Source organism: Campylobacter concisus (genome assembly GCF_002912425.1).
Lineage (GTDB): Bacteria > Campylobacterota > Campylobacteria > Campylobacterales > Campylobacteraceae > Campylobacter_A > Campylobacter_A concisus_AH.
On the sequence record NZ_POYR01000041.1, the window covers coordinates 1 to 13098 of the forward strand.

12 protein-coding genes are annotated in these 13098 nt (G+C 38.9%); 1 reads left to right on the plus strand and 11 read right to left on the minus strand.

Annotated elements, in window-relative coordinates:
• Positions 1–106: 106 nt before the first annotated feature.
• From crcB to topA, 4 genes are all read right to left on the minus strand, one after another.
• Positions 107–460, minus strand: coding sequence for a fluoride efflux transporter CrcB (gene crcB / locus CYP84_RS02380; RefSeq protein WP_103636551.1), 354 nt, complete (start codon positions 458–460; stop codon positions 107–109).
• On the minus strand, positions 460–1299 hold the full coding sequence (locus CYP84_RS02385) for a biotin synthase (RefSeq protein ID WP_103636552.1): 840 nt from the start codon (positions 1297–1299) through the stop codon (positions 460–462). Before CYP84_RS02385 ends, crcB begins: the two co-directional genes overlap by 1 nt.
• 514 nt (positions 1300–1813) lie before the next feature.
• A complete protein-coding gene (locus CYP84_RS02390) occupies positions 1814–2533 on the minus strand; it encodes a hypothetical protein (RefSeq protein ID WP_103636553.1) in 720 nt (239 codons plus the stop codon).
• 62 nt (positions 2534–2595) lie between these two features.
• Positions 2596–4710 (minus strand): type I DNA topoisomerase, encoded by a 2115-nt coding sequence (gene topA / locus CYP84_RS02395; RefSeq protein ID WP_103636554.1) that lies wholly within the window; start codon positions 4708–4710, stop codon positions 2596–2598.
• 201 nt (positions 4711–4911) lie between these two features.
• Between topA and CYP84_RS02400 the strand changes: the two genes are divergently transcribed.
• Positions 4912–6423, plus strand: coding sequence for a flagellin B (locus CYP84_RS02400; protein WP_103574958.1), 1512 nt, complete (start codon positions 4912–4914; stop codon positions 6421–6423).
• Positions 6424–6697: 274 nt separating this feature from the next.
• Here CYP84_RS02400 and CYP84_RS02405 read toward each other — a convergent pair whose 3' ends face one another.
• The 7 genes from CYP84_RS02405 to CYP84_RS10685 form a co-directional block, all read right to left on the minus strand.
• Positions 6698–7468, minus strand: coding sequence for an oxidoreductase (locus tag CYP84_RS02405; protein ID WP_103574957.1), 771 nt, complete (start codon positions 7466–7468; stop codon positions 6698–6700).
• Complete coding sequence (locus CYP84_RS02410; protein WP_103636555.1) at positions 7455–8162, minus strand: cytidylyltransferase domain-containing protein; 708 nt, start codon at positions 8160–8162, stop codon at positions 7455–7457. Before CYP84_RS02410 ends, CYP84_RS02405 begins: the two co-directional genes overlap by 14 nt.
• Complete coding sequence (locus CYP84_RS02415) at positions 8155–9057, minus strand: Gfo/Idh/MocA family protein (protein ID WP_103636556.1); 903 nt, start codon at positions 9055–9057, stop codon at positions 8155–8157. Before CYP84_RS02415 ends, CYP84_RS02410 begins: the two co-directional genes overlap by 8 nt.
• Positions 9058–10104: a nucleotidyltransferase family protein gene (locus tag CYP84_RS02420; RefSeq protein ID WP_103574954.1), complete on the minus strand. Its 1047-nt coding sequence runs from the start codon at positions 10102–10104 to the stop codon at positions 9058–9060.
• Positions 10095–11261 carry a UDP-N-acetylglucosamine 2-epimerase gene (neuC, locus tag CYP84_RS02425; protein WP_103636557.1) on the minus strand — a complete coding sequence of 389 codons (1167 nt, stop codon included), beginning with the start codon at positions 11259–11261 and terminating at the stop codon, positions 10095–10097. The genes CYP84_RS02420 and neuC overlap by 10 nt, the downstream gene beginning before the upstream one ends.
• On the minus strand, positions 11258–12256 hold the full coding sequence (gene neuB / locus CYP84_RS02430) for an N-acetylneuraminate synthase (RefSeq protein WP_103574952.1): 999 nt from the start codon (positions 12254–12256) through the stop codon (positions 11258–11260). The genes neuC and neuB overlap by 4 nt, the downstream gene beginning before the upstream one ends.
• A 12-nt stretch (positions 12257–12268) precedes the next feature.
• The coding region (locus tag CYP84_RS10685) for a hypothetical protein (RefSeq protein ID WP_180996364.1) at positions 12269–13098 on the minus strand (830 nt) is incomplete at its 5' end.

The window sequence follows — 13098 nt, forward strand, 5'->3', positions numbered from 1 at the left end:
CCCCTCGCACGTTCAAAGTGCATGCTTCAGTGCTGGCGCACTGCATGCGGTTAAAAAATCTAGCAAAATTTAAATTTATAAACAGCTCTGTTAAATTTGCAAGCTCTCACAAATTTTTGCCAAGCAAAATGCCAAGATAGCTTGCGAGTAGGCAAAGGCTAAGGCTTAAAAATATATTTAAAAAGCCTTTTACGAGTTCGCCTTCTAGTAAAAATTTAACGCTATCAAGGCTAAAACTTGAAAATGTGGTAAATCCGCCAAGTATGCCAACGACCAAGAAAACCCTCGCGCTTTGGCTTAAATTTAGACAAAATAAAACGCCGATAATGAAGCTGCCAAGCACATTTACGCCAAGCGTGGCTAGGGGAAAGTGGCTAAATTTTAGCAGCTCCCCAGCTAAAAACCTACATCCAGCTCCGATAAAGCCTCCAAGCCCCGCAAAAAGTAAATTTACAAGCATTAGTGGCAGATACTTGCAAAGCTAAAACCGCGCTTTGTAAGCTCCTCGATGTCCTTGCTCGCCTTCTCGCCCTTTGCGGTGAGGTAGTCGCCTATCACGATCGCGTCTGCGCCATTTTCGAAGATCTCGTACTGCCTCTCGCCCAATATCTTCTCCCTGCCGCCAGCTATCATGACCCTAGTTTCTGGTAGCGCGCTTTTGGTCTCACGCACGATTTTTAGGGCTTCATCTACGCTAAGAGGTGGCTGATCAAGCCTTAGTGCGTCACTTTTTATGAAAAAATTTATAGGCGATGAAAACGGCTCAAGCTCTTTTAGGCTAGCTCTAAAGCTCACCCTGTCAGCCTCGCTCTCGCCAACGCCGTAAATGCCGCCAGTGCAAAGCATGAGCCCAGCCCTTTTTGCGTCTAAATTTGTCTGATATCTCTCGTCCCAAGAGTGTGTCGTGCAGATTTTGGGGAAATATTCGCGGCTAGTTTCTAGGTTGTGGTTGTAGCTAAAAATGCCAGCATTTTTGAGCTCACAAAGCTGCTCGTAAGTAGCCATGCCGTTACATGCAATGAGCATCAAATTTGGCACTTCTTTGCTCACGGCTCTTGCCAAAGAAGCGATGTAGTCGGTCTTTTTGTCATTTAGCCTAGCGCCACTTGTGACTAGGCAAAAGCCAAGAGCGTGATTTTTATAAGCCATTTTGGCCTCATCCACCACCTGCTGCACGCTTTTTTCTTTAAATTTAGTGATATCAGCACCAGCTTTGGCACTTTGCGTGCAATAAGCGCAGTCCTCAGCGCAGTTTCCCTGAGTGACAGAGCATATCGCACAAAGCATAATTGTTTTCATTTTTTATCCTTTTTTGGGGAGCATTATAGCTTTGGTAGGTTTAAAATTTAAGTATGGTCGTCTTGAATTTACGAGAAAAACGGATAAATTTTAAAACTAGAGCTGGCATATCACAGTTCTAAATTTAGTGCTAAACGAAGTGCAGCCTAAATTTAGTAGTCTGCTAAGGCGAGTGAGTAAGATTTTAAAATTTGCAAATTTGCTTCTTAGCACATATAAATGTCAGACAAATTTTAAAATTTCATTAGCGAGTAATTTCGGCTCTAAAATTTGAGCTAAGCTGCAAGCGAAGCCAAATTTTAGTAGCCAATTCTTGCGAGTGAGTGGAATTTAAAAATTTACTCTGCGATATAAATTTATCAAAAGGGAGACAAGGGGACTTGAATTACGAAGCCGTCCCCTTATCTCCCTTTAGATCCCACAATCCCCTCGCACGTTCAAGGTGCATGCAATAGTGCTAACGCACTGCATGCGGTCTAAAATTAGGGTAGATTTTAAAATTTACAGAGAACTTTTACTTTCTATGATAAATTTCCGCCCTCTCTTTTAAAAGCCCTGTTTTTAAATTTGGCAAAGCGCTAAGCCCATCAAAAAGTCCAAAAAGTGCATGTTGTGGTGGCAGGCTGAGGTGAGTTAGGGATTTTAGAGATAAGATGGGCGAGTAGTCCTTGCTCTTTATCCTAGCCACCAAGATCACAAGGCTCGTAAGTCCTGGCATCTGGCGTAAGAACTCTAGGCTATCTATGTGGATAAATTTAGGCGAAAGTCCGTCGCCACTGATCTCTAGGCTCTTTAAATTTTGTAAATTTGAAAACTCAGAGTAGTCGCTTATCTTTTGAAAATTCTCCACCGCAAGGCTTTCAAGCCCAGTAAGTGTCGCGATCGGAGCTATGCTTTTTACGCTAGCACCAGAGCCTACAAAAAGGCTCTTTAGGCTAGAAAGATTTACCAGCGCGCCAAGGCTATCATACGAACCCCATTTGATGTGAAGGCTCTTTAAATTTCTTTGGCAGCACACTGCGTCAAAGAGCTCCTGAGGCATTTTGGTGCAAAAGTTAAGCTCATCAAATGCCTCTTGCTCGCTTCTTAAAAAGTCACACCACTCATCAAGCACCGCTCTTTTTTGCTTGGCGGTTTTATATTGCGGCGTGAAGCTGTCGCCTAGCTGCGTGCAGTTTATCACAAGGCTTTTTTGCCCTTTATACTGGCTAACTTGTGTGATAGTTTCAGGCATTTAAAGTCCAAATTTATAAAAGCCAAATTTAGGCTCAAAAGCTCAAATTTGGCTAGAAGTTTTTAGTTTTCAGAAACTAACGTCTTTTTCTTGCACTTTGTGCACTCTATAAATGTGCCTTTTTTAAGCTCTTTTTTGATCATATCGCCGCCGCACTCGTCGCATTTTTGCGCGACTGGCTCGTAGTTTGAGATGAAGTCGCATTTTGGATAGTTAGCACATCCATAAAATTTACCGCGTCTGCTAAATCTCTCGACGATCTCACCGCCACATTTTGGACATGGCACGTCAAGTTTTTTAAGCTCGCGTTTTGGCTTAGCAGCCGCAGTAGTGCCTGCATCTGCGCTCTTTTCATTATCTTTTGCGATGTTTCTTGAGTATTTGCATTTTGGGAAATTTGAACAAGCGATAAATTCGCCGTATCTGCCCTTTCTAAGCACTAGCTCGCTTCCGCACTCTGGGCACTTCTCGCCGATCGGAGTGGCTGTTTTTAGGCTTTTTATGCCAGTTTTGCCAGCGCTTATTTTTTCCATAAATGGATAGTAAAAGTCGCTTAGCACCTTTTGCCAGTCAGCCTTGTCAAGCGCGATCTCATCGAGCTTTTCTTCAAGATGTGATGTAAATTCGCTATCGACGATGTTGCTAAAGTGCTCCTCCAAAACGCCTATCATGCTAAATGCGATCTCGTTTGGTATGAGCTGCTTTTTCTCGATCCTCACGTAATCTCTTGATGTTAGCAGCGAGATGGTCGGTGCGTAGGTGCTTGGGCGGCCAATTCCTAGGCTTTCTAGCTTTTTAACAAGGCCAGCCTCAGAGTACCTGGCTGGTGGCTCGGTGAAGTTTTGCGTGCTTTTTATGCTTTGCAAACTCATCTCGTCGCCCTTTTTTAAATTTGGTAAAATTTTATCCTTATCAAGCTCGCCATAAACCTTGTAAAAGCCGTCAAATAGCACCTTTCTGCCACTTATCTTAAACTCGCCTTTTTCGCTTGCGACATAGACGTTTTGCGTTTGGCTCACACATGCGCTCATTTGGCAGGCTAAAAATCTATTGTAGATGAGCGTATAGAGTTTGAGCGCGTCTTTTTCTAAAAATTTAGCCGCGATTTGCGGTGTGAAGTTTAAATTTGTAGGGCGGATCGCTTCGTGGGCTTCTTGCGCGCCTTTTGAGCTTGTCGTGTAGCTGATCGCTTTAGTTGGCAGATACTCTTTGCCATAGTTTTGCAGGATATGCTCTCTAGCGGCTGCGACGGCCTCTTTGGCTAAATTTAAGCTATCTGTTCTCATATAAGTGATTGCACCCATGAAGCCATCGTTTGTTTGCACGCCCTCATAGAGGCTTTGCGCGATCATCATCGTCTTTTTAGGGCTAAAGCCAAGGCGGTTGCTCGCACTTTGCTGAAGTGTCGAGGTCATAAATGGCGGGCTTGGCTGGATCTTTCTATCTTTGCTCTCGATCTCACGGACGCTAAATTTCTCATTTTGTAAATTTTCAATGATGTATTTTGCGCGGTCTGGGTTTTGGATGGTTAGCTTTTCGATCTTTTGGTTTTCAAATTTAACTAGCTCGGCATCTAGGTCTTTTTTAAAAACGGTGTCGATAGTGTAGTATTCAACCGGTTTAAATGCCTGAATTTCACGCTCGCGGTCGACTATTATCTTTAGCGCTGCACTTTGCACCCTGCCAGCGCTTAAGCCTTTTTGTATCTTTAAATTTAAAAGCGGGCTTAGCTTGTAGCCAACGATGCGGTCAAGCAAGCGCCTTGTTTGCTGGGCATTAACGCTGTTCATATCGACATGTCTTGGGCTTTTTAGAGCGTTTTGTATGGCGCTTTTGGTGATCTCGTGAAAGACGATACGAGGCAGGCTGGTTGGCTCTTTACCGATGGCGTTTGCGATGTGAAACGCGATCGCCTCGCCCTCTCTATCCTCATCGGTCGCGAGGTAAATTTCATCTGCACCCTTTGCAAGCTCTTTTATCTCTTTTACGATGGCGGAGTGATCGCTACTGATGCGATACTCTGGGGTAAATTTATCGTCCTCTATCTTGATGCCAAAGCTCGTTTTTGGCAGGTCTCTGATGTGGCCTTTTGATGCGATGACGTTGTAGCTTTTGTCTAGGAAATTTTTGATAGTCTTTGCTTTTGCGGGAGATTCCACGATGATTAAGCTTTTCATTTATATATAGCCTTTAATTTTTTTGGCGTAATTGTAGCAGAAATAATTTTTTGGAGTGCAATGTGTGAAAAATTTTTAGATGGAGCGCGATTTTTGTTTTTTATAAAAATTTTTATGCATAGCTCTAAACTTTTTTAAAAACCGATCGATATAGTTTTCGTGCGACATGAAGTCGTAACTTAAAACATAAAAGGATTTACAATGAGTTTTCGTATTAACACAAACGTAAACGCACTTAACACACACGCTAACGCAGTTAGCAACAACGTTGACCTATCTAAGTCACTTAACAAACTTAGTTCTGGTCTTAGAATTCAAACAGCTGCAGATGACGCTTCAGGTCTATCTATCGCAGATAGCTTAAGAAGCCAAGCTTCAGCTCTAGGTCAAGCTATTGCAAATGGTAATGATGCTATTGGTATCATTCAAGTTGCCGACAAAGCTATGGACGAGCAGCTAAAAATTCTTGATACTATCAAGACAAAAGCTACTCAATCAGCTCAAGACGGCCAAACAACTCAATCACGCCAAGCATTGCAAGCCGATGTCGTTCGTCTAATGGAGGAGCTTGACAATATCGGCAACACTACTTCATTTAACGGTCAGCAACTATTAAATGGAACATTTACAAACAAAGAGTTCCAAATAGGTGCTTATTCAAACCAAACTGTTAAAGCAAGTATTGGTGCGACTACATCTGACAAGATCGGTCTTACACGTTTTGAGAGTTCAAAACTTCTTACAGTAATGGGTGAAGTAAATCTTAAATTCTTAAACGTTGATGGCGTAAATGATGTTGGCGTTACATCTGCTGTTATCTCAACAGGCATTGGTAAAGGTCTTGGTGCACTAGCAGAAAATATCAACAAAGTTGCCGATAGAACCGGTGTTAGAGCTACAGCTGATGTTACTTGGAAGGCAAGTGCTGCTATCGCTGGCGGTGAAGTAAAATCACTTACAATCAATGGCGTTAAAATAGGTGACCTAAATGTTCTAAAAAATGACTCAAACGGTGCACTAGTAAATGCTATCAACTCTGTAAAAGATCAAACTGGTGTTGAAGCTTCAGTTGATGCTGAAAGTGGCAAAATGGTTCTTACAAGCCGCGATGGTCGTGCCATCTTAGTAGAAGGTGATACTATATCAAATGGACTTGGTGGAACAGGTACTTTAACCACTGGTTTCGTAGGAAGATTAAACCTAGTTCGTCTTGACGGTAGAGACATTAAGCTTTCAGCTACAAACTCAGCTGGCACTGGCGACTTTGCAGAGCTAGAATCAAAAGCATTTATAACCCAAGGTGGTGCTCAAGCTTCTGTATCTTTAAGAGACATTAGAGGACAAATAGAAGGTGAGCTCGCTACAGCTATGGGCTTTAGCAGAATGGAAGGAGCTTTAACAGTAGCTCAGTCTGCAGGTGTTATGACACTTCGCGGTGCGATGGCTGTTATGAGTATCGCTGAGTCAGCTCAAAAAACACTTGATCAAGTTCGTTCAGACCTTGGTTCAGTTCAAAACCAACTTCAAGCTACAGTTAATAACATCACTGTAACTCAAGTTAACGTAAAATCAGCAGAATCACAAATCAGGGACGTAGATTTTGCTAGCGAGTCTGCTAACTTCTCAAAACATAACATCCTAGCTCAATCAGGTGCTTATGCTATGAGTCAAGCAAACAGCGTTCAACAAAACGTAATGAAGCTACTACAATAGTAGAAGCTGAGTGAAGTTTTAAATAAGGCTTTGTTGCAGTAGCAAAGCCTTAATGTGTTAATGCTTTTACAATACGCAAACCCCCGGCCCCAAAGCTAGTCTTTGGGGTTTTAGATATTTTTCCATATTAAGTTAAATTATAAAAATAGAAAAATTATAGATAACAAGCTCTTGCTTGGTAAAAAATTAGTATGAGAAAAAGTGCGTATTAAAAGCGATATATAAATTTATCTAGCTTAGACTAGATAAATTTATACTATTTTATTTAAATTTCTTATAGACTAAAGCCATCATCAACAACGATATTTTGTCCATTTACATATTTTGAAGTATCACTTAGCAGATACACTAAAGCCCCACATATATCATTTGCATCAAGCATGCCTTTTGTGCCACATCTCTTTTTATATTGACTTAAAAATAGCTCAGGCTGTCCATCTAAAATACCTCCAGGACTTATGGCATTCACGCGGATATTATCTTTTTTAAACATCTTTGCCATATATTTAGTCATACCAATAAGGCCGTGTTTTACGACTGTGTATTCAATTTCTGAATACATATTAGTTCCTTCATAGGTCTCAAATGCAGGTGCTCCAATACCTTGGATAGATGACATATTCACGATATTGCCATGACCTTGCTTTAAAAAATACTTGATGAAATTTTGTGAGATATTAAAGTATCCACCAAGATGTAAATTTAAAAAAGCATTAAAATCATCCATGTCGATCTCAAAAAATTTCTTACCGTAATTTTTACTTTTTGGATAGGCATTATTCACTAGTGCATCTATGTGACCATATTTTGAATGCAAGAAATTTATAGCTTCATTGATAGAATTTACATCACTAATATCAGTTTTTAACACCTCAATCCTCGCACCTTTTTGCGAGCTTGTAATCTCATCTTTTAGTAAATTTGCTCTTTTTGTATCAACCTCTGCTATCACACCAACTCCATTTTGGCTAGTAATCGCTCTTATGAAAGCACTTCCTATCCTACCAGCTCCCCCTGTAACTACTATGACCTTATCTGTTAGCATTTTTTTCCTTCATTAAAAACTCTACAAATTTAAAATCAAGCTCACAATCTATATCGACCGATCTATCTTCATCCATCACATAAAGTCCAGTTTTTGGTAAAAATAAAGTGTCATTATTTAGCAAAACTTCACGCTTCCAGATGTAAATAGAAGCATTCATGTCATAAGTCTTTGGAGCATCTTGACGGCGCAAAATAGCATTTGGTAAAGTTTTTGCAAGTGCTACGTGTCCATCTGGATAAATTTCAACTAGGTTAAAATATGGACTTCTTCTGCTTGGCATAGCGGTTATTAGGTTGTCATTATCATCACGCAAAAACTGCTCAAAAGAATTTATTATGTCGCTTACATCACGAAGTGGAGATGTAGCGTCAAGATCGATTTCATAGTCAAATTTACGTCCATAATGTTCCTCACTTTTTAAAAAGGCATCTTTTATAACATCAAGTTTTCCTGCCGTATCGCTAGCCATAGCAGCATCTCTTTTAAAAAAGACCTCTGCGCCGTACTTTACAGCTGCTTCTGCTATCAGGTCGCTATCTGTGCTAATAACAATATGCTCAAACAAATTTGATGCTATTGCCTGCTCTATAGTGTGAGCTATAAGTGGCTTACCACAAAGCTCTCGAACATTTTTGCCTTTAACTCCCTTACTACCACCTCTTGCGCATATCGTACATAAAACATTACTCATTATTTTGCCTTTGAATTTGATCTATCGCATCCATCACATCTAACCCCTCATCAAAGCTACAAATATATCTTTGTTCACCCAAAACATCTTTATGCATAGCTAAAAACATCTCATTTCTTGCCAAATTTGGCATATTTAAAATTTGCTTACTACTATCTTGCTTAGTAAGTGTGCCTGCCATAAAGTCAAGCTCATATGTAGAGCCTTCGCACTCCACACGCAAGCTTCTATGTGTGATATGGCTTAGATAGTCGATACTTACATTTGCTATGGTATCCATTTTAGTCCTACCAAAAACCATGCATAGATCATCGCTTGTTATCTCTAAATTTGAAATTTTACCTTGAAAGCTCGTTAGGCTTTCAAATTTGCCACATAACCACATAGCATAGTCTAGCTCATGACTAAGATCTAACAAGACGCCGCCACCTTTTTCTTTACTAGCACTATAGCACTTTCTATAGTCGCCACTTCGCCAGCTTGGTAGATACTGACCGCAATTAGCATTTAGATATAAAATTTTCTCATTTTTTAAGAACTCTTTTAGCTTTTGTAAGAGCGGATGAAACCTCAGCACATAACCTACAAAAATTTTATTATTTTTGGGCGTGAATTTATATTTTTTTTCAAATAATGGCTTTTCACAAAGTATGATCTTGCCACTCACTCTTTCATCTATAAATTTCAAATTTTCTAGATGTAAAAATGTGGGAGTTGCTATAACGAAGTAGTCAAACTTATCTAAATTTAAGATCTCCTCTAAGCTTTTATAGCACACTTTACCAACCACATCCTGGCTAGTAACTAGGCAAATTTCATCTATCTGTGCTAAAGTCTCTAAGACCTCGCAGTGTCTTTTGCCGATTGAACCGTAGCCTATAACAAGAGCTTTCATCTAAAACACCTTTGCATATTCTTCATTTGCCTTTTGATACTCTTCAAGGCGTCCTATGTCTATCCAGTACTCATGTATCGGAAAGGAGATTACATTTTTATCTTGAGCTATCGCCTTTTCAAAGAGCGTAGGCATATCATAAAACTCATCTTGTGGGATAATATCTAAAATTTCGGGTGAAAGCATATATATCCCAGCACTTACGAAAAATTTCTGCACTGGTTTCTCTGCGATCTCTATTATTTTATTATCATTCATCTTTACTACGCCGTAAGGTACCTCATAGTCGTACTCTCTGACGCACATTGTAGCCGTGGCTTTATTTAGCGTATGGTAGTTAAGTATATGCTCGAAATTTACATTTGTAAGAAGATCGCCGTTCATAACAAAAAATGGCTCACTTGGACGCTCTTTTAGCAAGCTTAACGCCCCTGCTGTACCCATCCTTTTTTGCTCTAAAACATAGTCTATATTTACACCGAATTCTTTTCCGTCGCCAAAATAGTCTCTAATAATGCTTGCGTTAAAATTTACGCACATCGTGATATTTACAAAGCCATACTCTGCAAATTTCTCGACTATCGTTTGAAGGATCGGCTTGTTTCCAACCTTTAGCATCGGCTTTGGCGTATCTTGCGTGAGTGGTCTAAGTCTAGTGCCAAGACCTCCTACCATCAAAACAACCCTATTTGTCTTGCTAACTGGCCTAATAATATCTTCGATGTCTTCTATACCCACAAGCTTGCCAAGCTCGTCAACTAATGGAATCTTATGAAGTTTTTTAGCAAGTGCTATCTTTAAGATAGACTCTTTTGTGTCACCAACACTTGCTACACTTGGACTCTTATGTACTACGAGGCTGACGCTACTGTTTAGGTCTAGGCCGTTTAGCAAACCACGTCTTATGTCACCGTCTGTTACTGTACCCACTAGAGCGTCGTTTTCATCAACAACTATGGCAACTTGAAGTCCGCCGTTGTTTATCGTTTGCAAGGCATCTTTTATAGTTGAATTTACGCTTAGTTTTATATCGTTTACTATTCGCATTTAAAACCTATATCATAAAATTTCTTTTTTAAAATGCCATCAAGCTTGGTCTCTTTTAAAACTTTAACCATTTTTTTACTTGGATATCCACCATCATAAGGGTTGATAGTATCTTTTAAAATATACTCAAATTCTTTCGAGTACGCTCTTTTGATAGCAGATAAAATTTCTTCCTTTACCGGTGAAACATCTATTATACTTGTTGCTTTAATACGTCCTTTTTGGCGATCACCTATATTTATGGTGGTCTTTTTAAAGCTTGGAACTTCCGTTAGTCCACTTGAACTGTTTCCTAAAACTATATCGACAAATTTAATAGCACTTAGATATCTTAGCTGTCCAAGTGATACAAAGGCCACGGCTTTTTGTGAGTTTTCGCTCACATACTCATCTATCATCTTATTTATCACATCGCCATCTGTATCGCTATTTGCTTTTGTGAAGATAAAATTTGTTTCCTCTAGTTCATCAAGTGCTTTTAAGATCTCACCAAACTGCTCTCTTGCACTCCTATTTTCAAGTGTCACCGGATGAAAAGTGATGAGGATATTCTTTTTAGCAAGCTTAAATTTTATAGACTTTTCAAACTCATCTTTGTTTAGTAAATTTAACTTTTTTATATTTTCAATGCTTGTTCCGCCAACATTAAAAACTCTATTAGGATCTTCTCCAAGCTGGATTATGCGGTTTGCGTACTCATTTGTAGCTGCAAAATGTATATGGCTCATCTTTGTTATACTGTGCCTAAAAGCCTCGTCAAATGCTCCTTGTGTGGCCTCGCCACCGTGAATATGCGCTATTGGTATCTGCATGATACTAGCGACACCTGCTACACCAAATATCTCATATCTATCGCCAAGAAGCACCAATATGTCAGGTTTAAGCTCAGCCAATGCCAGAGCAAATTTCTCATAAACTCTTGCCATCTCAGCGCAAATATCAAGACTTGTATGAGAACTACTTAAAATTTCTATCTTTTTATCTATCTTAAATTCTTTTTCTATCTCTTTATATGTGAGCCCAAATTCAGGACTTAGGTGCATGCCAGTAACAATAAGCTGAAGCTTAAGCTCGCTATCTGCCTCGATCTCTTTTAAGAGCCAGTAAAGCAGGCCATATTCGGCTCTGGTGCTTGTCACTACACAAATTTTTCTCATATCAACTCATCTTGTTTATAGTCTTTTTGTGAAATTTGCCCGATCACTTCGTCCCATCTCATAGGATTTATGCCATCTCCTGGGCGTTTTACGCAGATATTTTGCTCGCTAAAAATTTCACCCTTTTTTATATCGCATTTTGCCACGATCGACTTTCTAGCTATTTTGATATTTTCACTTTCGCTTTTGCTAAAGTGCTTTAGTCCGTCTCCAAGTGCTAGCTCGATATTTCTAATAGCCCTAACCATAGATGCTAGCTCATCTGGCTCAAGGCTAGCCTTATGATCAGGTCCAGGCAGGCTCTTATCAAGTGTAAAGTGCTTTTCTATGATCTTTGCGCCCATGGCAACCGCTGCGATATCAACCTCGATGCCAAGAGTATGATCACTATATCCGACCTCAAGCCCAAAGGCATTTTTAAGAGTTATCATCGCCTTTAAATTTACATCTTCCATTGGCGTTGGATACTGCGTATTTGCATGAAGAAGACTTATGTTTTCACGTTTCGTGCCACTTTTTACAAGTACTTCTACCGCAGCTTCCACCTCGCCTAAATTTGCCATGCCAGTCGAGAGAATGATCTTTTTATTAAGCCCACCTATTTGCCTAAGATAAGGTAAATTTGTTATCTCACCACTTGGGATCTTAAACGTGCTAAGTCCTAGCTCATCAAGAAGCTTTATGCTGTCGCTATCAAAAGGAGTTGAGAGAAAAGTGATATCTTTTTGCTTGCAGTAGGCTATAAGCTCTTTATGCGTATTCTCGTCTAGTTCAAGCTTTTTTATCATCTCAAACTGGCTTTCATTTTTATCGGTAGTTTCTTTTTGATAGCTAGCCTTTTGCGCGTTTTTAGATACGCATAGCTCTGTTTTAAATGTCTGAAATTTTACCGCATCTACCTTTGCTTCCACTGCCACATCTATTAACTTTTTAGCCAAATTGATATCGCCATTATGATTAACTCCGGCTTCTGCTATTATAAAAACTTTATTCATTATTTAGCCCTCCTACGCTCTATATTTTAAAAATATTTTTACATCTTTTTGCGACTGTTCTTGCCAAATTTTGCAATATCTTTTATAAATTTTCTCATCATAAATTTTACCAGCTATATAAAAAGGAAGAGTTGACTTTGAAAATTTATGTTTAAACATAAAAAGTGAATTATCGCTTTCTCCATTTGTTCCACCGCCCAAATATAAAACTTTATCTTGATTTGAAAATAGCTTAATTATACAATCAAACATAAAAGCATTAGAATTTAAATGATAGAAATTTGTATCAGTAGCTCCCAAATGGTAGTAAATTATGTGGCGTTGATTTAGCATAATCACCATATTTATAAGCTGATTTTCATACTCTACACCATATACTTCGCATGCATCTAGTTTAAAAATCTTTAAAAAATACTCTAAATCAAAAAAATAGAACTCGCTTGCATTATTTTTTATCATTGTTTTAGTGTATAGTTCGAAAAACATCTGAGCATTAGATAAAGTCTTATTTAACTTCTTGAAGATTAAACCACTATTTTTTTTAAGATTACGGCGTAAATTTTGACTAAAATCCTTATAAATTTCATCATAGTTTCTATCTAAATAAATAAATACGGTTTGCCTATCTATAGCACACATATCAAAAATATTTGGACTGTTTTTAGCAAAGTCATTAAAAGGATTGAATCTCATAAATTCGGCTATAATCTTTTCATCCAAGCATTTTTGCTTATACTTATCTAGTGCCTTTGATATAAAGTCTGGCTCATAGCTAGTAGTATAAAAACCACCATAGCCATAAGCGCCTTCTAAGTCAAAGTATCCTTCTTCTACACTAATGC

Excerpts from the sequence above, each read along its gene's own strand:
- crcB (WP_103636551.1), bottom strand. The coding sequence starts at position 460 with ATGCTTGTAAATTTACTTTTTGCGGGGCTTGGAGGCTTTATCGGAGCT.
- CYP84_RS02385 (WP_103636552.1), bottom strand. The coding sequence starts at position 1,299 with ATGAAAACAATTATGCTTTGTGCGATATGCTCTGTCACTCAGGGAAAC.
- CYP84_RS02390 (WP_103636553.1), bottom strand. The coding sequence starts at position 2,533 with ATGCCTGAAACTATCACACAAGTTAGCCAGTATAAAGGGCAAAAAAGC.
- topA (WP_103636554.1), bottom strand. The coding sequence starts at position 4,710 with ATGAAAAGCTTAATCATCGTGGAATCTCCCGCAAAAGCAAAGACTATC.
- CYP84_RS02400 (WP_103574958.1), top strand. The coding sequence starts at position 4,912 with ATGAGTTTTCGTATTAACACAAACGTAAACGCACTTAACACACACGCT.
- CYP84_RS02405 (WP_103574957.1), bottom strand. The coding sequence starts at position 7,468 with ATGCTAACAGATAAGGTCATAGTAGTTACAGGGGGAGCTGGTAGGATA.
- CYP84_RS02410 (WP_103636555.1), bottom strand. The coding sequence starts at position 8,162 with ATGAGTAATGTTTTATGTACGATATGCGCAAGAGGTGGTAGTAAGGGA.
- CYP84_RS02415 (WP_103636556.1), bottom strand. The coding sequence starts at position 9,057 with ATGAAAGCTCTTGTTATAGGCTACGGTTCAATCGGCAAAAGACACTGC.
- CYP84_RS02420 (WP_103574954.1), bottom strand. The coding sequence starts at position 10,104 with ATGCGAATAGTAAACGATATAAAACTAAGCGTAAATTCAACTATAAAA.
- neuC (WP_103636557.1), bottom strand. The coding sequence starts at position 11,261 with ATGAGAAAAATTTGTGTAGTGACAAGCACCAGAGCCGAATATGGCCTG.
- neuB (WP_103574952.1), bottom strand. The coding sequence starts at position 12,256 with ATGAATAAAGTTTTTATAATAGCAGAAGCCGGAGTTAATCATAATGGC.